The following is a 21,908-nucleotide window of genomic DNA, read 5'->3' as shown; positions in this document are numbered from 1 at the left end:
CGCAATCGCTGTAAACAGCGAATCGCCGTTAATAGCCAATGGTTGTCAATCGAAAAGTCAGCAAAAACGCTTCGACCTCTTCGATTGAATACCCCCAAGGGGATTCGAACCCCTGTCGCCTCCGTGAAAGGGAGGTGTCCTAGGCCTCTAGACGATGGGGGCAAGGCCACGGGGCACAGCGTTTAAGCCAGGCGGACCGTGGTTGGAAACTACGGTTTGGAGTGGCCCTTCGTCAAGGCGGACTCTGGGCCAGGGCGTGCTGGCCTTTCCAGGTCGGGACGGTGAAGTGAAAGCAGGCTCCCTCGCCTGGCTCCGAGACCACCCAACTGCGACCGCCGTGGGCCTCGGTGATTCGCCGGCACACCGACAGACCCACCCCGAATCCCGATGTGGTGGCAGAGGTCTGGGGGAGGCGGACGCGGTCGAGGAAAATCCGTTCCTGTTCTTCCCTCGGGATTCCAGGGCCGGTGTCGCAGATTGACACCTGAACCCACTGGCTGGTCCGGTGCAGGATTCTCAGCGTCACCTGCCCCCCTTCAGGGGTGAATTTCAGGGCGTTTTCGAGCAGGTTCAGCAGGACCTGGCGCATGCGCCGTTGGTCGGCGAAGACATCAGGCAGGTCGGCGGGAACATCGGCCAGGAGTGTCAAGTCCCGGCCCACCCAGAGTTTTTCGAGCTCCAGCAGGGCTTCCGCTGCCACTGAGCCGAGATCCAGGCGCTGGGGATTGAACAGGGCTTCCCATCGGGTCGTGCCCTCCTCCAGCAGGTCCTTGGAGAGATGCTCGATGTCGTCGAGCCGGCGGTTCAGCACGTCCTTGCAGCGGCTGTTGTCGATCTGTCCAAGCTGCAAGCTCTGCAGGGCCAGTTTCGCGGCGGTCAGGGGCGTGCGCAGTTCATGGGCGACCATCCGCAGCCGCCGTTCTTGCACCCCGAGCCGATTAATCAGTGTTTCATTCTCCTGGCGCAGCACCAGCAGCTGGTCTTCGAGCTGGAGTTCCCGCTGGCTGCGGCTGCCATCGTTCTCGACCGGGCGCAGGCTCATTCCCAGGCCGCTCACCATCTCCAGCTGCTGCCAACGGGGCAACCAGCCCTTGAGTTGCTCGAGGATGGTGTTGCCGGCGAACACCTGACGAGGCGCTGGGTGGAGCTTGACCACGGCGGGGGTGGCCACCAGGCGATAGAGCTCCAGCAACTCGGGGCGTTTGGCTGGATCGGCGATCTGAAGATTCAGCTCGAAGCCATAGTCATGACTCTCCAGAAATTGGAGAACCCCGCGCAGGCCCGGCGAGCTCAGGTGCTGGGAGGTCGCGACAATCAGCAGCGTCAGGGCTTGACGGGTTGCAGGAGCTGCTTCCTGATCCAGGGTGATGGGGACCATGTCCCCTGAGCCGGGCACCAGTCACAGAACCAAAACTTGGATCCAGCCTATGGCTTATTGGGGCAAGTCCTGGGTCCAGTCCAAGGTCAGCCACTCCATGGGCTGCACTCCTGGTGGATTGATGTCCCGCTGATCATGGTTCAGCATGGGGGTTGATGATCACTCTTGCTTTGCGACTTCCCTCTCGTTGGAGCAGCCGTCTGTTGGCGGCCTCCCTGATGATTGTCCCCCTGACGCTGCTGGTTCCCGAGGCCCAGGCCGCGCCGGCCACCGAAGCGGAGATGTCGCTTTACACCAGGATTGCGGCTGTCAACGTCTGCATTTCACGCAGCGCCAAGGTTGAATTCGATACAGCGGTGGGCATCGCCGGCGAAACCATCGCCCAGGTGATTCAGGGGCTGCATGGGGGCTTGATCCAGCAGGTGGGCACCAAGGCACTCACGATCGAGGAGATCTGGCGTGGGTCCACCAAATCCGCAGTGATCGGAGCCGTCGAGATCTGCCCAGCGGAGGTCCCTGCCGATGTGGTCAAGCGGGTGCAGGACGCGATCAAGCAACAGGGTGCTGGCGGAGCCCGGCCTCCAGCTCCGTAAGTGGCGGTTGCATTCAGACGTAGCTGGAGGCCTTCTCAGTTGCACTTTGATCGGGGACTGGGGCTTTGCTGATGGCATCCCTTCGGGGATCTCCACCGCCTCACACGCCATGGTCTTCACGCTCTCGCTTCGCTCTCAGGCACCGGCCGCCTTGGCCGCCGCTGTTCTTGGTCTGGTGCTGGCTGTTCCTGCCGAAGCCCTCGCCGGCTCGAGGTCTTGGCAGAATCAGGCCCCCGTCTCTCTGGCGAGGAACTTCCCGGCCCCCTTCCAGGATTACCCCAGCCAACGCATCAACTCGGCCCCCTATCAGCAGGGCCCAAGCAGCTGGCAGGACGCCCAGAATCTTCAGCAACGCTGCTCGATCGGCCGCTTAGTCGGCGGTGTTCTCGGCGGCGGCCTCGGTTACGCCGCTTCGCGCCAGGACGGTCGCACCTGGGCCGTGCCTCTTGGGGCCCTGCTGGGTTCCCAGGTGGGCTGCAATGCCGGCCAGGGCCGCGACCCCCTGCCCTGGTGAGGGCCGAACGGGGCGCCAGGATCAAGGAAGCGTTGCTTTCCAGACCCGATGAGCCTGGCTCCCCACTGCGTGACCCGGCTGGCCGACTACCAGCCGTTTCCCTATCGCCTCGATCGCACGGACCTGACCGTGCGCCTGTTCTCGGACCAGGCCCTGGTGGAGGCGGCCCTGGCCTTTGCCCCAGCCATCCAGGCCCCGTCACCATCGCCGCCGCTGGAACTGCGCGGCGTGGACCTCGAACTGCTGGAACTGGCCATCGATGGCGAAACCCTGCCGCCGGCGGCCTACCAGCGCCAGGACGACCGGCTGGTGATCCTGGCGCCACCGCCAGGGCCCTTCCTGCTCACCAGCTTGGTGCGCATCCGGCCCCAGACCAACACCACCCTTGAAGGGCTCTACGCCAGCGGCGGACTGTTCACGACCCAGTGCGAAGCCGAGGGGTTCCGGCGGATCAGTTTTCATCCTGATCGTCCTGATCTGCTCAGCCGTTTTCGCGTGCGCCTGGAGGCCGACCGCAGCGACTGCCCGGTGCTGCTCTCCAACGGCAACGGTGTGGAGCAGGGGGAGTTGGAGGGGAATCGGCACTATGCGATCTGGGACGACCCCTTCCCCAAACCCTCTTACCTGTTTGCCCTGGTGGCCGGCCGGCTGGAGGAGGTGCGCGAGACCTTCACCACAGCCTCGGGGCGCAGCGTGCAACTCCGCCTCCACGTGGAGCCCGGCGATGCCCCCTTCACCGCCCACGCCATGGCCTCACTGCAACGGGCGATGGCCTGGGATGAGCGCGTGTATGGGCTGGAGTACGACCTCGATGAATTCAACATCGTGGCCGTGCGCCATTTCAACATGGGCGCGATGGAGAACAAGAGCCTCAACATCTTCAACTCCAAGCTGGTTCTTGCCGATGCGGTCACCGCAACGGACGGCGAACTCGAGCGCATCGAGAGTGTGATTGCCCACGAGTATTTCCATAACTGGACCGGCAATCGCATCACCTGCCGCGACTGGTTCCAGCTCTCCTTGAAAGAGGGTCTTACGGTGTTCAGGGATCAATCCTTCACTGCTGATCTCCATTCCGCTGCTGTCAAGCGCATCGAGGATGTCTCGATGCTGCGCAACACCCAGTTCCGTGAAGATGCCGGTCCAACGGCCCATCCGGTACAGCCTGACCAATACCAGGCGATTGACAACTTCTACACCACGACGATCTATGAAAAGGGCTCGGAGCTGATCCGCATGCTCCACACCCTGCTGGGACACCGCTTGTTCATGGCTGGCATGGCGCTGTATGTGCAGCGTCATGACGGCACCGCCGCCACCTGCGAAGACTTTGTTGCGGCCATGGAAGAGGCCGCCACCGCTGGGGCAGAGAACGGAGAATCGCAATCCGTTCGCTTTGATTTTCAGCGCTTCCGCCGCTGGTATCACCAGGCCGGTACCCCGGTGCTACGGATCGAGCGGCGCTGGGATGGGGCCGGCGGCGTGCTGGAACTCAAGGTGCGCCAGCACACCCTGCCCACCCCGGGGCAGCCGCAGAAGCAACCGCTCGTGATTCCTTTGGCCCTTGGCCTGCTGGGCGCTGGCGGCGAAGAGCTTCCCCTGGGCGCCCAAGGCCTGCTGGTGATCGATCAGGCCGAGCAGATCTTTCGTTTCGCCGATCTGCCCAGCTCCAGCGAGCCGCCGGCCTTGTCGCTGTTGCGGGGGTTTTCAGCGCCGGTGCGGCTGGAGATCGAGCGGCAACGCCCTGAGTTGCTGTTGCTCTTCTCTGCCGATTCCGATCCCTTCGCCCGCTGGGATGCCGGTCAGACCCTGCTGCGTCAGGCGGTGCTCAGCCGCGCCGACGGTGAGGCAGACAGCGCCCTGGAATCGGGCCTGATCGCTGCTTTTGAGCGAATCTTGAATGAAGACGACCTGGGCGATGCCAGCCGCAGTTGCCTGATGGCCCTGCCGGGGATGGCCGAGCTTGAACAGGCCATGGACACGCCGGATCCACCGCTGCTCCTGGCGGCCCAGCTGGCCCTGCAGCGGCGCTTCGGTGAAGCCCTCGCCGCCCCGCTTGGCTCGGCCCTCGAGCGTTGCCGCCAGCACTGGGATCAGGCCTGGCCAGCGGGTAATGGCGAGCGGATGCTCACCGCCACAGCCTGGACCTGGCTGGCCGCCGCCGGGGATCGTGGCGTGATGGCGGCGGCCGCGGCCGCGGTGGATGGCCCGTCGATGACCCTGGCTCGCGCGGGCTTGCGGGCCCTGCAGCCCTGGGAGGGCCTAGAGCGCAGCGCGGCGATGGCCGCCTTCTACGCGCGTTGGCAGGAGAAACCGGTGATCCTTGACGCCTGGTTTGCCCTTGAGGCCAGCGCTCCTTTCGGCGATGGCCTTGAGCGGGTGCGTGGGCTGCTGGCCCACCCGCGTTTCGATGCGGCTGCTCCCAACTCCATCCGTGCCGTGCTGGGCGGACTGGCCGGCAACCCGCCGGTGTTCCACGCCATTGGAGGTGAGGGCTATCGCTTCATGGCCGATCAGATTGCCGACCTGGATCGCCGCAATCCGATCACGGCCTCGCGCATGGCCAAGATCTTCAGCCGTTGGCAGAGCTACGGCCCCCTTCGCGGCGAACGGATGCGCGAAGCCGCCGCCCGGCTCTCGGCCGCCGAACTCTCGGCGAACACCCGCGAGGTGGTGGATCAGTGCCTCGGCAGCGAAGGGCGCCAATCCTGATCTTGCCGATCCTGATCTCGTAAATCCTGATCTAGGGGAAGGCGCTGGAGTGCAGCTTGCGGAAGCCGGCTTTGCGGGCGGCCGCACCTTCGGGGCCGGCGTGGACCCCCCACAGGCCTTCCCAATAGAAGTAGATCACTCCCATTCCTTTGCCGGCCGCCAGCTTCACCTTCTGGTTCAGAGCAGGCATCGGCGTGGTGCGCTTGCCGAAGCCGGCCAGGATGCCGATCTGGACCGGCATGCCCCAGCGGCGGGCCTTGACTAAGGCCGATTGGTCGAGGTCTTTGGCGAACCCATTCACCGAATAGGCGTAGTTCTGAACCACCAGTTCATCCACCAGGTTGCCCAGGGCCCAGATCTCCCAGTCCTGCAGCCAGTGGTTATAGGAGAAGCGGAAGGGCCCGGGCGAAAGGCTGACCACAGAGCCGCTGTGGGAGCGCTTCATCTCACGGCGCAGTTCCCGCAGCAGGCCTGTGAGCTGCTGGCGGCGCCAGGTCATCCATTCTCTGTTGTTGTAATCACTCGGCGGTTCACGGCCGGTGTCTTTGCGGAACAGGGCGCTGGTGTAGGTGTCGTAGCCGAGTTCCACCGGCCAGGCGAAGTGGTCATCGAGCTGGATGCCATCCACGTTGCATCGCTGCACGATTTCGCCGATCAGGCCGATGAACCGGGCCCGCACCCCAGGGTGGGCGGGGTTCAACCAGACCCGCAGATCCTTGAGCGGCGAGGTTTTGAGGTTGGCCCCATGCATGGCGTACAGGGTGCTGCCGTCGCTGCGGCGCAGCAGCCATTCCGGGTGACGGCGCACCACCTCGGCATCGGCCGGCTCCATCAGGCCATATTCGAACCAGGGGATCACCTTCATGCCCCGGCGATGGGCCGCGCTGGTGAGGTGACAGATCGGGTCTAACGAGGCATCGGCCTTGAGCAGGGCCGGCTCGATCGGTGCAAAGCGGCTGCGGTGGAACGTCGCTCCCCGGCTCCAGACATTCGGATAGAGGGTGTTGATCCCGGTGGCGGCCAGTTCGTCGACGGCCTTCTCCAGTCGGCGGCGGTCGTAGTAGAGGGGGCTGGGGCTGTTGGTGAGCCAGACGCCCACCCGGGGGCTGGCCGCCAGGGCCGGCAGGGCGCCAATGCCCTGTAATCCTGCGGTGAGCAGGGTGGTGAGCAGGGCCGGCAGGGAGCCCTTGAGTCGAACCCTCAGGGGCATGGCCATCGGCATGGGCTCCGCCTTTGGGGCGGGGTTCTCGGGCTCTGCGGGAAGGATCGGAGCGATGGTGAAAGCTGTGGCACCAGGGCGGAGAGTATCGGCTCGGACCAGCCCCTGCCAGTGGTGGTGGCCACCAAAGTTCCGGCCTTGGCCTTAGCGGAACATCGAGCTCACCGAGCTCTCCTCATGGATGCGCCAGATCGCTTCACCCAGCATCTTGGCCACCGACAAGACCTGGAGCTGGGGGAAGCTGCACTCGGGGGCAATCGGGATGCTGTTGGTGACCAACACTTCTTCGAACAGGCCCGGTTCGGAGAGACGCTGAATGGCCGGCGGTGAAAACACGGGGTGGGTGGCGCAGGCCAGCACCCTGTGGGCCCCCCGTTCCCGCAACAACTGGCCCCCCTGGGCGATCGTGCCGCCGGTGTCGATCATGTCGTCGATCAAAATTGCGGTTTTGCCAGCCACATCACCGATCACGGTCAGGCTCTCGGCCACGTTGTGACCGGAGCGTCGTTTGTCGATGATCGCCAGTGGCGCATCGTGCATGCGCTTGGCGAAGGCCCGGGCTCTGGCGACGCCACCGACATCAGGGGAGACCACCACCACCTCACCGAGATCACGGGCGGAGAGATAATCCACCAGCACCGGTGATCCGTAGATGTGATCACAGGGAATATCGAAATAGCCCTGGATCTGGGAGGAATGCAGGTCCATGGCCAGCACCCGGTCCACCCCCGAGGTCACCAGCAGATTGGCCACCAATTTGGCGGTGATCGATTCGCGGCCAGCGGTTTTGCGGTCGGCGCGGGCATAGCCGTAATAGGGGATCACGGCGGTGATCTGGCGGGCGGAGGCGCGGCGGCAGGCGTCCACCATGATCAGCAGCTCCATCAGGTGATCGTTCACCGGAGCGCAGGTGGGCTGGATCAGGAAGACATCACAACCGCGAATCGATTCCTGGATCTGGATATAAAGTTCGCCATCGGCGAAGCGTTTGATCACCCTCGGGCCATCCGGAACTCCCAGGTAGGCGCCGATTTCCTGGGCCAATCCTGGATTGGATGTTCCACTGAACAGCCTCAGCCGCCTGGTGTCGTGGGCTGTCGCGCCCTGCTTCACCTGCTCAGCGGTCAAGAAACTGCTCACGGCGGCGGCGATGACGCATGGCTTAGTCCCGATGGTAGAAGCCTGTCGCCGTTAGAACTGCAAAAAATGGCAAAGACAGGGGCCGTAACAGTCCAGCCTGGGCCAATCCGCACCGAGCAACGCCTGATGCTGGTCGGTGCTGGCTGTGACGCCGCGACCACCCTGAAGGCGGCCAGCCGCCTGGCGGACCTGCTGGCCTTGCCGCTGGCCGGCTGGCCCGCCCAGGCTCAGGCCACAGCCACGGCTCGTCTGGCCTCCTTGGCTGAGCGCCATGGCCCCTGGCTGGCGCCGTTGCCGCTGGATCCGGGGCAGTGGATCGAGCCGGATGGCCGCTGGGCCGATTCCCTGGGTTCATGGCGGCAACCCACGCTGCTTCTGATCACCGCAGCCGCTGCCGGCGGTGGCATCCCGGCGGCCTACAGCGCGCTTCTCCATGCCTGCGGGGTGCCCCTGGTGGGCCTGATTCAGTGGGGCGGCCCCTGGGAGGGGCCAATGCGCCGCCGCGAAGGTCTGGCCTGGCTTGGCATGGTTGGAGAGGAGAACCCTGCTTCCGGCTCCGACCAAGACGCCGAGGAGCTGGCCTTGGCCGCAGCCCTGCAGCTGGGCTGGCAGCGCTTGGCGCTGGCTTGAATCAGCCCTTGGGCCAGAGCGGCACGGCCGCACTCTTCTGGAGCTGCCGCAAGGGTTGGTCGGCCTTGCTGGGCCGCGCCAGTGGCAGTTGGTCAAAGCGGATCTGTTTGGGATTGGCCGTTGCCGCACTGAGCAGGCTGAGGGCTTCACCGGTGGAGAGGTTGGTGTCGACCTGCGGAGCCAGTTGGGTCAGCAGCTCTGGCAGCCGAGATCCCTGTTCAGGGCGGGACAGCTGTTGGAAGAGGCCTTCAAGCACCAGCTGCTGGCGGATCCGGCGACCCTGTTCGCCCAGGGATGGTTCCAGGAAGCGAACCATCTGCTCCACCTGATTGCCCCTGAAATTCTGCAGGCCGGCCTGCAGATCCACCTCGAAATTCTGGGTCTTGTCGGTGGAGCGCAACGGTTGCTCCAGATTCATCTCCACGCCGCCCAGCCCATCAACCAGGCTGCGCAGGGCGGCCCGGGGCACCACCACATAGCGCTGGGGTTGACCGGATTCCAGCCCCAGCAGGGCTGCCACGGAGCTGCTGGCCAGGGCTGGCCCGCCCTCTCGATACAACGAACCGAGCGACTGCGGGGGCTTCTCGCCTGGTAGCTGAACGGCCAGGTCGGCGGGAAGGATCAGCAGCCGCAGGGCCCCGGCGGGATCCACCCGTGCCAGCAGCAAGGCGTCGCTGTTGGCGGGCCCTGAAGGGGCGGCGCCATTCCTGGCCTGCCCGAGCAGATCGGCGTCGCTGCCGATCAACAGCACCGTGATCGGGCGAGTGGGCGGAGGGCTCAGCCTGGCGCGCTCTCCTGCCTGGTGGGCGCCGGTTCGCTCAGGATCGGCTTGGGCCCAAACCAGATTGAGCGCGCCGATGCCGCCTGCCAGGCCCAGAGTCGCTGTGGCCAGGACCAGTAGATACGTGCGCCTCGGCGCCTTGCGAGCTCGGTTCCCAAGCTCTTGACCTGCCTTGCTCAGGCTGGAGCTGATTGTGCTTCTCTGGCCGCCGGCCATGGGCGTCGGTTCCCTGGATCGATTTGTCCCACTCTCGCCCAGCCCGTGCAGGCCAGCCCGAACGACCGATAGGTTGTGAGCTCCTATGCCGCTCAACGGCAGGATTTGACTTTGACGACAGCCTCTCTCCCCCCCCACGAACGGGCCAGGCCATTGGCCAAGGGGAGCCCCAAGCCAGCCAAGGATCTCTGCAGTGACTGCGGCCTTTGCGACAGCCGCTGGGTGGCGTATGTCCGTAACGCCTGTGCCTTCCTCAACCAGCAGTTCGAGCGTCTCGAGGAGAAAGCCCATGGCCGCAGCCGTGACCTCAACAACGAAGACGAGCTGTATTTCGGGGTTCACCAGCGCATGGTCAGCGCCAGGCTGGGTCCACCGATCGCCGGTGCCCAGTGGACAGGCATCGTCAGCCGGATCGGGGTGCGGGCGCTGGAAAGCGGGCTGGTGGATGCGGTGCTCTGCGTGCAGCAGAGCCCGGACGATCGCTTCACGCCGGTGCCGGTGCTGGCCCGCACCCCGGAAGAGGTTCTGGCGGCACGGGTGAACAAGCCCACCCTCTCCCCCAACCTTGAGGTGCTGGAGCAACTGCCGGGAAGCGGCATTCGCAGGCTGCTGGCGATCGGCGTGGGCTGCCAGATCCAGGCCCTGCGAGCCGTCCAGGACACCCTCCCACTCGAGCAGCTCTACGTGCTCGGCATGCCCTGTGTTGACAATGTCAGCCGCGCTGGCCTGCAGACCTTTCTGGAGAGCGCCAGCAGCTCGCCGGCCACCGTGGTGCACTACGAGTTCATGCAGGACTTCCGCATTCATTTCCGCCATAGCGATGGCCGCCAGGAAACGGTGCCGTTCTTCGGCCTCGACACGCCCCATCTCAAGGATGTTTTCGCGCCCAGTTGCCTGAGCTGTTTCGATTACGTCAATGCCGGAGCCGATCTGGTCGTGGGGTACATGGGTGCCACTTTCGGCCGCCAATGGCTGGTGGTACGCAACCCGCTCGGCCAGCTGCTGCTGGATCTGGTCGAGCCTGAACTGGAGCTTGCGCCGGTGACCAGCAGCGGTGATCGGCGCGCCGCCGTGCAACAGGGCATCGGCGCCTATGACAAGGCGGTGAAGCTGCCCGGCTGGCTGGCTGAGGTGGTGGGCTGGCTGGTGCAGCGGGTGGGTCCCAAAGGTCTGGAATACGGTCGCTTCTCGATCGACTCCCATTTCACCCGCAACGCGCTTTGGGTGCGCCGCAACCACCCGGAGAAGGCGGATCAGCACATACCGGCCTTCGCCAAGAAAATCATCAGCCGCTACCGCCTTCCCAGCGCGTGAGCAAGACAGCATCTGAGAAGCAGGCCGCGCGGCGCTGCGGCGTCCTGCTCCATCCCACCGCCTTGCCCGGCACGTCTGGCAGTGGCAGTTTCGGGGCGGCGGCCCTGGAATGGCTGGAGTTGCTGGCCGAGCAGGGCATCGGGGCCTGGCAGTTGCTGCCCCTGGCCCCCACCGATGGCACCGGCTCTCCCTACAGCTCTCCCAGTGGCTTCGCCCTCAACCCCTGGTTGCTTGATGGCTCGGAGTTGGTGGCTGGGGGGTTCCTGGCTGCTGACGATCTGAAGGAACTGCCGGCCAGCCGCGACGACCAGCTGGACCTCAACGCCTGCCCGCTGAGGGCTGCGGCCTTCGGGCGGTTGTTGCTGCGGCGCTGGAGCGGCCAACCGGCCGAGCAGCTCCGTGCCTTCCAAAACTGGAGCGACCAGCAGGCCGGCTGGCTGCAGGATCATTGTCGCTTCATGGTGCTGCGCGATCGCCATGGCCAGCAGCCCTGGTGGCTCTGGCCCAAACCCCTGGCCCGCCATGGGCGCTCCGCTTTGCGGCAGCTCGATCGGCAGGAGGCTGACGCCTTGCTTCAAGAAGCGCTGCTGCAATGGCACCTGCAACGCCAGTGGCAACGACTCGCTGACCATGCCGGCGCTTTGGGCGTGCAACTGATCGGCGATCTGCCCTTCTACGTGGCCCATGACAGTGCCGATGTCTGGGCGAATCGTCAGCTGTTTTCGCTGCGTTCTGATGGCTCGCTGTTCAGCCAAAGCGGTGTTCCACCCGACTACTTCTCCGACAGCGGCCAGCTCTGGGGCACGCCGGTGTATCGCTGGTGGCGGCATCGGCTGGGCGGCTTTCGCTGGTGGAGACGGCGCCTGGCGCGCCAACTCCAGCTCTTTGATCTGCTGCGCCTCGACCATTTCCGCGCCCTTGAGGCCTACTGGGACGTGCCCGGCGACGCGACCACGGCCCAGGCGGGCCGGTGGAGACGTTCTCCTGGCCATGCCCTGTTGGGCAGCCTGCTGGGGCCTGGCGATGGACCCCTGCGCCTGATCGCCGAAGACCTGGGCGTGATCACGCCGGAGGTGGAGGCGTTGCGCGATCGCTTTGCCCTGCCAGGCATGAAGATCCTCCAGTTCGCCTTCGACGGCAACGCCGACAACGCCTATCTCCCTGCCAACTATCGGGGTGATCGCTGGGTGGTTTATACCGGCACCCACGACAACGCCACCTGCCTGAGCTGGTGGCAGGACCTCAGCGAGGACCGGCGTCACCAGGTCGGCGAGTTGATCGGCCAGCACATCGACGCGCCCGGCTGGCAGTTGCTGGAACTGGCGCTGGGCTCTTCCGCCGAACTGGCCATTGTTCCCCTCCAGGATTTGCTCCACCTCGATGACCGCGCCCGCTTCAACACGCCTGGCACCAGCACGGGCAACTGGTGTTGGCGGCTGGAGCAGCCCATCGATGCGCTGCGCGGACCCTTGCAGGGTCTCGGCGAACTGGCCCGTCGCTACGGCCGTGAGCCCGCAGCCGGGGACGGCACCGCTGTCTCAGCCGCCGGAGGAATGCGGAAGCGGCCCGGCTGAGTCGCCTCGGCCTTAACTGCCTGACCATCCCAGAACACGGCCGGTCGACTGGGAGCGGGGTTGAGCTGCAGCTGGATCGGCGGCTGCATCTGCAGCACCAGTTCGCCTCGGGCCGCCTGCAATTGCGTGCGCTCGCCGCTTTCACTGCTCAGGTCGATCCTGGTCGGTTCGGCCAGCTGCAGCCGCAGCACCCCCGCCGATGGCATGGCGTTGCCGCTCTCCAACCCCCGCAGCCGTTGCATCGCCACGCCCCGTTCGGCCAGCCGCAGCGGCCGCAGTTCCGGATAGGCCTTGAGCAGCTCGTCATTGGCCTCAGCCGGGCCGTCCTGCATGGCCAGCGGCAGGGGCGACACCGGCCGCAGGGTCAGTTGGTTGGCCGCCGCAAGCCGTTGTTGCTGGATGTTCAGCCCGTAGAGAAGACCGAGACTGATCAGGGCATAGAGCACCGACCCCTGCCAGGTGGTGAAGACATCGATGGAGCCCGGCGTGAATCGGGAGAGGAAGGGCTGCCGGCTGGAATCCCAGCCGTCGTGGACTGGAGGCGCTTGTTGCGGCAGGGCGTTCGCCATGGAACCTGCCGGCATGGCCAGGTGCTGTTCCAGCAGGGGCAGCATCGTGCGCAGGTAAGCCGTTTCCGGCAGTCGCTCCCGCCAACCCCGCTCCAGAGCCTCCAGCACCGGCGTGCTGATCCGGGTCTCGTTGGCCAATTGGCGCAGGCTCAGGCCCCGCGCTTCCCGATGCCGCCGCAGCATCAGACCCACCGTCAGCAAGGGATCGGCTGGGGGTTCTGCCGCCGCCGCCGCCACCGGCTGAGCCCGCCGCAGCCAGCGCCCAAGGGGGCCAGGGAATGAGGAAACGAACCAGGAGGGGGCCATGGAAGCGGATGGGAAGGCGAGGGTCAGCCGTGATCCAGCCATTCTTGGCCGGAAAGGTGCCGCCAACGGCCTTCGGGCAGATCTCCCAGTGTCAGGGCCCCGATCGCCACTCGCTGCAGGTCCAGGACTGGAAAACCCAACAGGGCCGCCGTGCGCCGAATCTGGCGGTTGCGACCTTCGCGCATCCGCAGCTCCAGCCAGGTGTGGTCGCTGCTGTTGCCGGGGTTGTTCAAGACACGAACCGCGACGGGTCGCGACGGCTGGCCATCAATGGGGACCCCTTGGCGCCAACGATCCAGGCAGGCCCGGTCCGGATGGCCACGCAGGCAGAGGTGGTAGGTCTTGCTGTGGGAATAACGGGGATGGCTGAGCTGGAGTGTGAGCGCTCCGTCATTGGTGAGCAGCAGGGCGCCGCGGCTGTGGGCATCAAGCCGCCCGATCGGGTGGAGTCCGGTCTGCTCTGTCAGTTCCCTGGGCAGCAGGTCCAGAACGGTTGTGCGGCCTTCGGGGTCATGGCAGCTGCACAACACCCCGGCGGGCTTGTTGAGCAGAACGGTGAGGCTGCCAGCCGGATTGGGCAGCGGTTGGTTGTCGACTTCGACGCGATCGAGGCGGGAATCGGCCCGATCGCCTAGCTGGGCCACAACGCCGTTGACCCGGACCCGCCCCTCGCGCATCAGCTGCTCGGCATGTCGTCTGGAGCAGAGTCCGGCGCCGGCCAGCAGCTTCTGAATCCGTTCCCGTTCCGCTGCCATCGCTGTTGCCCGGATTGCTTGCGCCAGGAGAGCCAGTCTGCCGGAGCCAGGAGCAGCGGCAGTGGAGACAGCAGGGGAAGCGCTGCAGAGCATTGCGTGCGGAGATGGTAAATTACGAAATACAAGGGTTTCCTAACTCGCGTACCGGCCCGATGCCTTCTTCTTCCATGGCCGCAGCCGATTCCTCCACGGCGATCATTCCCAGCGCCGACCTGGTGCGCTCCTACCTGCGCGACATCGGCCGGGTGCCCCTGCTCAGCCATGAGCAGGAGATCACCCTCGGCCGCCAGGTTCAAGATCTGATACGCCTTGAAGAGGTGGAGATTGAGCTGAAGATGCGTGCCGGAGGCCAGGCCCCCAGCCAGGCGCAGTGGGCCCAGGCCCTGGGCCTGAGCCAGCCCGTGCTCAAGCGCAAGCTGGCCTGCGGGCGCCGCGCCAAGGAGCGGATGGTGGCCGCCAACCTGCGCCTGGTGGTGAGCGTGGCGAAGAAATACACCAAGCGGAACATGGAGCTGCTCGACCTGATCCAGGAGGGCACGATCGGTCTGGTGCGCGGCGTTGAGAAGTTCGACCCCACCCGCGGCTACAAGTTCTCCACCTACGCCTACTGGTGGATTCGCCAGGGGATCACCCGGGCGATTGCCGAGAAGAGCCGCACGATCCGGCTGCCGATCCACATCACCGAAACGCTCAACAAGCTCAAGAAAGGTCAGCGTGAGCTGAGCCAGGAACTGGGGCGTACCCCGAGCCTGAGCGAGCTGGCGGTGGCGGTGGAGCTGCCGGAAGAGGAAGTGAAGGACCTTCTCTGCCGGGCGCGGCAACCGGTGAGCCTGGAAACCAAGGTGGGCGACGGCGAGGACACCGAGTTGCTCGACCTGCTGCAGGGCGATGGCACCCTGCCCGAGGAAAACGTCGATAACGAGTGCCTGCGCGGTGACATGCGGGCGCTGCTGGAGCAACTGCCGGAGCTGCAGCGCGATGTGCTGAAGATGCGCTATGGCATGGACGTCGCAGAGCCGATGAGCCTCACCTCAATCGCCCGGGAGCTGGGCATGAGCCGCGACAAGACCCGTAACCTGGAGCGCCGCGCCCTCGAAGGCATCCGCTCCCAGTCCCGTCGCCTGGAGGGCTATCTGGTGGCCTGATCGCCTCAGAAAAACTGGTCGAAGTTGTCGAAGTCCACGGCCTTGAAACTGCCGTCCTGCACCTGGCCCATCAGACGCTCCAGCTGGATCCAGAGGCCACCGGCGGTGAGCAACGACAGCAGGAAGGCCACCAGAAGGGCGGTGCCGCCACCGAAGCCGAACACCTGCAAGCTGCCGCCAATGAACAGGCTGACTCCAAGGATGATTCCCGTGTAGGAGGCCACCGTTTCGGCCGTGCCCAGGGGCAACAGCGCCAGGCGATCCTGTTTCCAGCCATCCAGCCGGTTCTGCACCAGCTTGGAAAAGGTGAGGCCGCAGAGCAGGCTGATCACGAGGCCCACGCCGGCGAGGAAAAAAGGCGGTTGGCCGATCGGCACGTACTGCAACAGCATCTCCTGGGCGTCGAGATCAGTGAAGCCCCCACCGGAGGCGAGCGCGGTGGCTTCGCTCAGATCGATCGGCTCGGAGATCACGGTGAAAGCAGGCATGGGATCGGATAGCGACCCTAGCGATCCCCTGCCGTTGTCCCTGCTGCTCAGGCTGCCGGGGCCAGGGGGTTGAGCCGTTGCAGCATTCCGCCCGCCAGCTTGAGCGGGGAAAACGTGCGACGCAACAGATCGAGCAGCGCTTTGAGATCGTCGGTGTGCAAGCGGTTGTCGCGTACCAGCATCAGCAGCAGCCGTTGGCGCAGGCTGTCGCCACGGGGACCCAGCAGCAGGCGCAGTCCGGCTCCGACCACCGGCAGCAGGTCGGCGTTGGCCTCATCCTGTTCGACCACGGCCAGGAGGCTTTCGAGCCGCTGCAGTTGCAGGCGCCCCTGGTTGTCGAAGAGCACCTCCAGCAGCTTTTCGCGCAGCTCGGCGGTGTCCCCTGCCAGCAGCCGGCGGGCCACGTAGGGATAGGCCACCCGGATGATTCGGAAGCTGGGATCAAGCCGCAGAGCCAGGCCCTCCTGGCTGACCACGGCCCGGATGATCAGGGCAAAGCGCGCCGGTACCCGGAAGGGGTAATCGAACATCAACTCGGAGAAACGATCGGTGATCGCCTTGAAGTTGAACGAACCGACGTTTTCACCCAGCTGGCCGCCGAGCACCGTTTCCAGGGCCGGCACGATCGGGGTGAGGTCGGCGTTGCGGCGCAGAAAGCCGAGGGTCTGAAAATCGCCGGCCAGGGCAAGGAAATCCCGGTTGATCAGATGAACGACCGCCGCCGTCAGGGTGAGGCGATCGGCATCGTTGATCGAATCCATCATGCCGAAATCGACGTAGGCCACATGGCCCATCGGACCGGTTTTGCCAGGCAGGGCGAAGAGGTTGCCGGGGTGGGGGTCGGCGTGGAAATAGCCGAACTCCAGCAGCTGCTGCATCCCCGCCATCACGCCGGTGCGGATCAGGGCTTCGGGCTCAAGGTGATGGGACTCCAGTTCGTGGCGATCCTGCAGCTTGATGCCATGGATCCAGCTGGTGGTGAGTACCCGGCGACTGGAGAGCAGCCGCTCCACCTTTGGCACCGTGACGGCTGGGTTGGTGGCGAACAGGGCCGCAAAGCGTTCGGCATTGTCAGCTTCGCGGCGGTAGTCAATCTCCTCAAAAAGGCTTCGGCCGAACTCATCGATGATGTCGCCGAGGCCCACCCCCAGGTTCAGGGGCAGGAATGGCGCGCTGAGCACCGCGAGCAGCCGGATCAACACCAGATCCCGGCGCAGCAGATAGGCCAGGTTCGGACGCAGCACCTTGACGGCCACCCAGTGTCCGCCTGTCAGCTCCGCTTTGTAGACCTGGCCGAGGCTGGCCGCTGCAATCGGATAGGCGGGGAAATGCTCGAAGAGCTGGTCGGCCGGTGCGCCGAGCTCCTCCTCAATGACCGCCAGGGCGATCGCATGGGGGAAGGGCGGGAGGTTGTCCTGGAGCTGGCTGAGCTGCTCGAGCCAGGCGCGCTGCACCAGGTCGGGGCGGGTGGAGAGGGCCTGGCCCAGCTTGATGAAGCAGGGCCCCAGGTCGGTGAGGGTGGTGAGGATGCGTTTCCCCACCTGTTGCTGAACCTTGGCGTCTTGGCTGGTTCCCTGAACCGCCAGCACCACGGCCAGGCCCAGCAATTGCCAGAGCACCACCACCAGCCGGGCGATCAGAATCCAGGGCCGCAACAGCAGCCAACGACGGTCGGCCCGGGGGTCGTAGGAGAAAATTGGGTCCCGATCGGTCGTGAACGGGGGTGCCAAGGGGGCCGGAGCGCGGGTGACGATGGCAGGAGCTCCTGAACGGGCAGGCTCAACAGAACAAACTCTAAGGAGACTTCGGCGGTGACCATGCGCCTGCTGCAGGCCCTTCTTGGCCCGGGCCCCACCCTGCCGCTGCATTTGCCGGCCCATGGGCGTGGCCGGGGGTTGGCACCGGGTCTCCGCCGGCTGCTGGCCGCTTCGCCGGCCCGCTGGGATCTACCCGAACTGTCCTCGATCGGCGGACCCCTGGAGGCCGAGGGGGCGGTGGCGCTGGCCCAGGCCGATGCCGCTGGCCTCTGCGGCGCTGACCATTGCTGGTTCGGTGTGAATGGCTCCAGCGGCCTGCTTCAGGCGGCCCTGCTGGCCCTGGCCCCCCCCGGCAGCCGGGTGTTGCTGCCCCGCAACCTTCACCGCAGCCTGTTGCACGGCTGCGTTCTTGCCCAGCTCCGGCCGGTGCTGTTCGACCTGCCTTTCGATCCCGCCACCGGTTTGTGGCAACCACCGACGCCGGCCTGGCTGGAGCGGGTGCTGGAGCAGGCCGGTTCACTGGCGGCCGTCGTGCTTGTCCATCCCACCTATCAGGGGTTGGCCGGAGACCTGGCGGGTTGCATCGCCCTGGCCCACCGCCGGAGCTTGCCGGTGCTGGTCGATGAGGCCCACGGGGCCCATTTCGGCGCTGCGGGGTTGCCAGCGAAGCTGTTGCCGGTCCCGGCCTTGGCGGCAGGGGCGGACGTGGTTGTGCAGTCGTTGCACAAGGCCGCCGGCGGTCTGGGCCAGAGCGCGGTGGTGCTGCTGCAGGGGCAACGGGTCGAGCCCGAAGCGCTGTGGCGTGGCTTGCTCTGGCTGCAGACCTCCAGCCCCAGTGCCCTGTTGCTCGCCTCCGTGGAGGCGGCCCTCTGCCAGCTTCACAGTCCGCGCGGCGCGCTTCAGTTGCAGCGCGCCCTTGGCATCGCAGCGCGGTTGCGCGAACGGCTGGAGACAGCTGGCCTGCCGGTCGTCGCCAATCAGGATCCGCTCCGTCTGGTGCTGAACACGGCCGCCTTGGGCGTCAACGGCCTGGTGGCCGACGACTGGTTGAGCGAGCGTGGGGTGATCGCCGAGCTGCCCGAACCTGGCTGTCTCACCTTCTGTCTGGGGCAGGTGCCACCGCCGCTGTTGAGTCGGCGCTTGCCCCGTCAGCTCAGCCGGTTGGCCGCGTGCCTGGGCGGTGTGCCGCTGCCGGCCTTTCTGCCGCCGCCGTTGCCGCTGGTGGCCGAGCCGGAGCTGCCCGTTGGCCTGGCCTGGCGTTCTGACAGCGAGGCCGTACCCCTGGCCCAAGCAGTGGGCCGGCTGGCGGCCGAACCCCTGTGTCCCTATCCGCCGGGCATTCCCCTGCTCATCCCCGGAGAGCGGATCGATCAGGGGCGGGCTGAGTGGCTCCAGGAGCAGCGACGGCTCTGGCCGGGTCAGATCGCTGATAGCGTGAAGGTTGTGGTCTGAAGGGCGCTGGCCATGGGCGCTGGAGGCCTGGCGAATCGATTCGGATCCTCACCCGGTTCAAGTGGTGCTGCAGGTGCTGGCTCTGGAGCTTGCTTTGCCTGGGATTTTGTGACCCCAGGCCTACCTGATGCCGCCTTCGAGGACGCCCCGGGCTTCAGTCCCACTCCCATGGAGTTGCGGGTGATGCTGCTGGCGCATCTGCGTCCCCGGGCCGACTCAGTGGTCTGGGATGTGGGCGGCGGCACCGGAGCCCTGGCCCTGGAGATCGCACGGTTGATGCCTGCCGGCACGGTTCACACCCTGGAGCGGGACCCTGAGGCGATCGACTTGCTGCAGCGCAACCGTCGGCGCTTTGCGATCGAGAATCTCCATATTCAGGCAGGCCAGGCCCCCGACGACCTCCATCTGCTGCCCCCCCATCCGGATCGGGTGCTGCTGGAAGTGGGGCGCCCGCTTTCGGCCGTGCTCCATGTTGTCTGGCGCGCCCTTCAGCCTGGCGGCCGGCTCGTGATCAGTACGGCCAACCTTGAGGGGCTGGTGGATGCCACCGACACGCTGGGTCAGCTTGAGGCGCTGGATGTGCAGGTGGTTCAGGCCACGGTCCATCGCATGCAGCGTCGCGGCAGCCAGGCCAGGTTGGCGGCTGCTGAGCCCCTGTTTCTGATCGCGGCCGAGCGTCACGGGTGAAGCAGGCCCGTCGTTCTCCCACCTCGCTGTCCCGGGTGGTCAGCGGTCTTGCCGCCGGGGGCTTCGGCCTGGTGGTGGTGGGCCTGGGCGGCTGGTGGTTTGCCCTGGCGGTGGGCGTGATCGTGCACCTGGCCTTGCTGGAGTTCTTCCGCCTGGCCCAGTTCAAAGGCATCCGCCCTGCGACCAAAACCACCCTGGTGGTTTGCCAGTTGCTGCTGATCGCCACCCAGTGGGGCAGCGGTGGTGGCATGGCCGCCGACCTGGCCGCTGCGGTCGTGCCGGTGTCAGGGGCGGCAATCTGTGCCTGGTTACTGCTGCAGCCCGTCACCGGCACCATCGCCGATATTGCCGCCTCAATCTTCGGGCTGTTCTATCTGGGCTTTCTTCCCAGCCATTGGTTGCGGCTGCGTGACCTCAGCGACGGCTTGCTGGCCCCCCGACTGGCAGAGCTCGGCGGGCCGGCCAGCTCAGGCATGGCACTCACCCTGCTGGCCTGCCTGCTGGTGGTCGCCACTGACATCGGCTCCTATGTGATTGGCCGCCGTCTCGGCCGCCATCCCCTCTCGCCGATTTCGCCCGGGAAGACGATTGAGGGCGCCATCGGTGGGCTGGCCTGGAGTGTGCTGGTCGGTGGCGTCGGTGGCGTGCTGCTGGGCTGGCCCTGGGGCTGGGCGATCGGCGGCCTGCTCGGCGCTCTGGTCTCGGTGTTCGCCTTGGTGGGTGATCTGACCGAATCGATGATGAAGCGGGATGCCGGGGTGAAGGATTCCGGAGACGCCATTCCTGGCCATGGCGGCATCCTTGATCGCATCGACAGCTATCTGTTCACTCCGGCGGTGGTGTTCTACTTCGTGACCCTGGTGTTGCCCCTGGTCAGCTGAGTTCGGATCTGTTCAGCTGAGTTCAAGGAGATACCAGCGCCTCACCCTGCAGTTGCAGGCTGCCGTCCTGCACGCCGGCCGATTCGATCTGGATGGCGGGATCCATCGGCAGGCGCAGCTTCAAGGTGCCATCGAGGCAGACGAAGCCAACGCTGCCATCCAGCGCACAGGGGCGCGTTTCAATTTCCAGCTCCGGGTGTTCGCCGGTGGCGTGCGCGCTGAAGATCAAAGTGTTCTCGGTCAAGCGCAGATCGGCCAGCGGAGTGATCCCCAGCAGTTGTTCGGCGAGGCTGTCGCCCAAGGCCTGCCAGCGGGAGTGGCGAAAGGTTTCCACCAGGCCACCAGCACTGAAGGACACCTGGCCACGAACGATGAAGGGATGGTCGAGCTCAACGGCCTTGCTCCTGATCAGGGCCGCCACCTTCACCTGGATGGCTTCGCTGCGCAGGTGCACCGACTCAATCGCCACACCCCTGTACACCACCCGTTGGCCGCTCAGGCTGACCCCCTGCAATTGACCGCGCAGCAATTGCAGGGCGGTGCCATGGAGCTGCAGCTCCAGGTTCTGCACGGCTTCGCATTGGCTGCCGATCCAAACTTGAAGTCCGGCCGCGATGAGTTGCAGGATCGGGCCGCTGCGGGGCTCCATGGGTTGGTCAGCCGTGTCAACTCTGGCCATGCCGACAGCGAATGGTTGTGGTTTCCGCTGAAACAGTAAGCACAGGCTTGTCATGAATTCCTCCACCCTCAGGGCTCTGCTGGCGGGCGCTGCCCTCTCAGCGGCCAGCACCGTTCTCTCGCTTCCCGCCCATGCCATCGATCCAGCCTGTGAGGCAGTCATGCAGTTCACACCGGCTACTGAGCCGATCTTCCAGCCCGCACCGGTGCTAGAGCCGATTCGCGGCCTCTGGTGAGAACCAGGAGGAGCGTTCCTGCTCCCCTCTTGGCAATGGCCGCCTCTGGTTCACCAGGAGGCGGCCACTTGATTGGGCTGATCCAGATGGGGAAGGTGACCGCAGTCCTCGAGCTCCATCACGCGCGCGCCCAGCAGGGCCATGGCTGCCCGCTTCAGCGGCGGTCGCAGAATCCGGTCGTTGGTTCCCCAAAGCACCTGCAGCGGCTGCGCTGGCAGCGGGCTGCCGCAACCGGCGAAACCACCGCTGCGGGCAAAGCGTCGCAGCGAATCGGCCCAGCCTGGCGTGCGTAGATGCAGCGAGGCGACCTCTGCTTCGGCCGGCCCCACACTGGTTTCTGGGTCCGCGAAAGCCTGGCGACAGAGACCGCGGCGCACGGCAGGCCGGCTCAAAAACCACACGCCGAGTTCGTCGAGCAGCGGGGGCAATGGCTTCGGGCGGCCGGTGAGCCCCGCCGGCGCCAGCAACAGCAGCCGCCGGATCCGCTCTGGTCTGCGGCGGGCCAGTTCGACCGCCACCGCACCACCCATGGAGGCGCCAATCACACCCACAGGCCTGGCATCGAGGCCGGCGATAGCCCCCAACATGGCATCAAGATGGGCTAGCACCCCGGCTGGGGAATAGGGGCCATCGCGGCAACGGGGGCTGAATCCGAACCCAAAAAGGTCGGGGATGAACAACTGGGCCCGGCCTGCCAACAGCGGGGCCAGCCGCCTGAACTCCAGCAAGGAGCTATCGAAGCCGTGCAGGAGCAGCAGCGGTTCTCCCTGGCCCAGCACCGCTACCGGCCATTGTTCCGGCAAACCAGGCAACGTCCACCACTGCACGGCTGCAGCCAGTTCCCGTCCCAAGGGATCTTGCAAGGATGTTGCTGCCCACTCCA

21 protein-coding genes and 1 tRNA gene are annotated in these 21,908 nt (G+C 65.9%); 11 read left to right on the top strand and 11 right to left on the bottom strand.

The genetic code is table 11. From position 1 onward, the window contains the following. Nucleotides 1–89: 89 nt before the first annotated feature. Nucleotides 90–162 (bottom strand) — tRNA-Glu (locus BM449_RS02490). A 70-nt stretch (nucleotides 163–232) separates the two neighbouring features. Then, the gene (locus BM449_RS02485) at nucleotides 233–1,378 is read right to left on the bottom strand and encodes a histidine kinase (protein WP_071799934.1); all 1,146 of its coding nucleotides are present in this window, start codon (nucleotides 1,376–1,378) and stop codon (nucleotides 233–235) included. Between the two features lie 218 nt (nucleotides 1,379–1,596). On the opposite strand from BM449_RS02485, the gene BM449_RS02480 reads away from it, so the two are divergent. The 3 genes from BM449_RS02480 (at nucleotide 1,597) to pepN (ending at nucleotide 5,197) form a co-directional block, all read left to right on the top strand. Further along, nucleotides 1,597–1,971 (top strand): cAMP phosphodiesterase, encoded by a 375-nt coding sequence (locus tag BM449_RS02480; protein ID WP_233830992.1) that lies wholly within the window; start codon nucleotides 1,597–1,599, stop codon nucleotides 1,969–1,971. Nucleotides 1,972–2,080: 109 nt separating this feature from the next. Then, nucleotides 2,081–2,485, top strand: a complete 405-nt coding sequence (locus BM449_RS02475; RefSeq protein WP_145536629.1) for a hypothetical protein — start codon at nucleotides 2,081–2,083, stop codon at nucleotides 2,483–2,485. 48 nt (nucleotides 2,486–2,533) lie between these two features. Continuing rightward, the gene (gene pepN, locus BM449_RS02470) at nucleotides 2,534–5,197 is read left to right on the top strand and encodes an aminopeptidase N (RefSeq protein WP_071799931.1); all 2,664 of its coding nucleotides are present in this window, start codon (nucleotides 2,534–2,536) and stop codon (nucleotides 5,195–5,197) included. A gap of 31 nt (nucleotides 5,198–5,228) precedes the next feature. On the opposite strand, the gene BM449_RS02465 is transcribed toward pepN, so the two are convergent. Further along, the gene (locus BM449_RS02465; RefSeq protein ID WP_071801885.1) at nucleotides 5,229–6,413 is read right to left on the bottom strand and encodes a family 10 glycosylhydrolase; all 1,185 of its coding nucleotides are present in this window, start codon (nucleotides 6,411–6,413) and stop codon (nucleotides 5,229–5,231) included. Nucleotides 6,414–6,560: 147 nt separating this feature from the next. Then, complete coding sequence (locus tag BM449_RS02460) at nucleotides 6,561–7,556, bottom strand: ribose-phosphate pyrophosphokinase (protein WP_071799930.1); 996 nt, start codon at nucleotides 7,554–7,556, stop codon at nucleotides 6,561–6,563. Nucleotides 7,557–7,622: 66 nt separating this feature from the next. Between BM449_RS02460 and BM449_RS02455 the strand changes: the two genes are divergently transcribed. Further along, entirely contained in the window at nucleotides 7,623–8,186 is a 564-nt protein-coding gene (locus BM449_RS02455; RefSeq protein WP_145536632.1) for a hypothetical protein, read from the top strand. 1 nt (nucleotide 8,187) lies between these two features. Here BM449_RS02455 and BM449_RS02450 read toward each other — a convergent pair whose 3' ends face one another. Further along, nucleotides 8,188–9,183, bottom strand: coding sequence for an LCP family protein (locus tag BM449_RS02450; RefSeq protein WP_083544351.1), 996 nt, complete (start codon nucleotides 9,181–9,183; stop codon nucleotides 8,188–8,190). A gap of 153 nt (nucleotides 9,184–9,336) precedes the next feature. On the opposite strand from BM449_RS02450, the gene BM449_RS02445 reads away from it, so the two are divergent. Together BM449_RS02445 and malQ are read left to right on the top strand one after the other, a co-directional pair. Then, nucleotides 9,337–10,497 (top strand): Coenzyme F420 hydrogenase/dehydrogenase, beta subunit C-terminal domain, encoded by a 1,161-nt coding sequence (locus BM449_RS02445; RefSeq protein ID WP_233830990.1) that lies wholly within the window; start codon nucleotides 9,337–9,339, stop codon nucleotides 10,495–10,497. Continuing rightward, nucleotides 10,494–12,071 (top strand): 4-alpha-glucanotransferase, encoded by a 1,578-nt coding sequence (gene malQ, locus BM449_RS02440; protein ID WP_071799928.1) that lies wholly within the window; start codon nucleotides 10,494–10,496, stop codon nucleotides 12,069–12,071. Before BM449_RS02445 ends, malQ begins: the two co-directional genes overlap by 4 nt. On the opposite strand, the gene BM449_RS02435 is transcribed toward malQ, so the two are convergent. After that, nucleotides 11,996–12,946 carry a helix-turn-helix domain-containing protein gene (locus BM449_RS02435; protein ID WP_071799927.1) on the bottom strand — a complete coding sequence of 317 codons (951 nt, stop codon included), beginning with the start codon at nucleotides 12,944–12,946 and terminating at the stop codon, nucleotides 11,996–11,998. The two genes, malQ and BM449_RS02435, sit on opposite strands and share 76 nt — an antisense overlap. A 23-nt stretch (nucleotides 12,947–12,969) precedes the next feature. Continuing rightward, on the bottom strand, nucleotides 12,970–13,701 hold the full coding sequence (locus tag BM449_RS02430; RefSeq protein WP_071799926.1) for a pseudouridine synthase: 732 nt from the start codon (nucleotides 13,699–13,701) through the stop codon (nucleotides 12,970–12,972). Between the two features lie 152 nt (nucleotides 13,702–13,853). Here BM449_RS02430 and BM449_RS02425 point away from each other — a divergent pair, with 152 nt between their 5' ends. Continuing rightward, complete coding sequence (locus BM449_RS02425) at nucleotides 13,854–14,846, top strand: RpoD/SigA family RNA polymerase sigma factor (protein ID WP_071799925.1); 993 nt, start codon at nucleotides 13,854–13,856, stop codon at nucleotides 14,844–14,846. Between the two features lie 5 nt (nucleotides 14,847–14,851). On the opposite strand, the gene BM449_RS02420 is transcribed toward BM449_RS02425, so the two are convergent. Then, nucleotides 14,852–15,238, bottom strand: coding sequence for a hypothetical protein (locus tag BM449_RS02420; RefSeq protein ID WP_233831218.1), 387 nt, complete (start codon nucleotides 15,236–15,238; stop codon nucleotides 14,852–14,854). A 143-nt stretch (nucleotides 15,239–15,381) separates the two neighbouring features. Next, entirely contained in the window at nucleotides 15,382–17,031 is a 1,650-nt protein-coding gene (locus tag BM449_RS02415) for an AarF/ABC1/UbiB kinase family protein (RefSeq protein ID WP_071801882.1), read from the bottom strand. A 120-nt stretch (nucleotides 17,032–17,151) separates the two neighbouring features. Between BM449_RS02415 and BM449_RS02410 the strand changes: the two genes are divergently transcribed. From BM449_RS02410 to BM449_RS02400, 3 genes are read left to right on the top strand one after another with little or no spacing between them, the layout of a single operon-like run. After that, entirely contained in the window at nucleotides 17,152–18,543 is a 1,392-nt protein-coding gene (locus BM449_RS02410; protein ID WP_071801881.1) for an aminotransferase class I/II-fold pyridoxal phosphate-dependent enzyme, read from the top strand. Nucleotides 18,544–18,555: 12 nt separating this feature from the next. Further along, nucleotides 18,556–19,230, top strand: coding sequence for a precorrin-6Y C5,15-methyltransferase subunit CbiT (cbiT, locus tag BM449_RS02405; RefSeq protein ID WP_083544350.1), 675 nt, complete (start codon nucleotides 18,556–18,558; stop codon nucleotides 19,228–19,230). After that, nucleotides 19,227–20,111, top strand: coding sequence for a phosphatidate cytidylyltransferase (locus BM449_RS02400; RefSeq protein ID WP_120352744.1), 885 nt, complete (start codon nucleotides 19,227–19,229; stop codon nucleotides 20,109–20,111). The genes cbiT and BM449_RS02400 overlap by 4 nt, the downstream gene beginning before the upstream one ends. Nucleotides 20,112–20,133: 22 nt before the next feature. On the opposite strand, the gene BM449_RS02395 is transcribed toward BM449_RS02400, so the two are convergent. Beyond that, on the bottom strand, nucleotides 20,134–20,790 hold the full coding sequence (locus BM449_RS02395) for an LmeA family phospholipid-binding protein (RefSeq protein ID WP_233830988.1): 657 nt from the start codon (nucleotides 20,788–20,790) through the stop codon (nucleotides 20,134–20,136). A gap of 52 nt (nucleotides 20,791–20,842) precedes the next feature. On the opposite strand from BM449_RS02395, the gene BM449_RS02390 reads away from it, so the two are divergent. After that, a complete protein-coding gene (locus tag BM449_RS02390; RefSeq protein ID WP_071799922.1) occupies nucleotides 20,843–21,025 on the top strand; it encodes a hypothetical protein in 183 nt (60 codons plus the stop codon). A gap of 50 nt (nucleotides 21,026–21,075) precedes the next feature. Here BM449_RS02390 and BM449_RS02385 read toward each other — a convergent pair whose 3' ends face one another. Beyond that, on the bottom strand, nucleotides 21,076–21,888 hold the full coding sequence (locus BM449_RS02385; protein WP_233830986.1) for an alpha/beta fold hydrolase: 813 nt from the start codon (nucleotides 21,886–21,888) through the stop codon (nucleotides 21,076–21,078). Nucleotides 21,889–21,908 lie beyond the last annotated feature (20 nt).

This window comes from Synechococcus sp. SynAce01 (assembly GCF_001885215.1).
Classification (GTDB): domain Bacteria; phylum Cyanobacteriota; class Cyanobacteriia; order PCC-6307; family Cyanobiaceae; genus Regnicoccus; species Regnicoccus frigidus.
The sequence above is the reverse complement of the archived record's forward strand: the minus strand, read 5'-3'. Positions and strand labels throughout refer to the sequence as shown.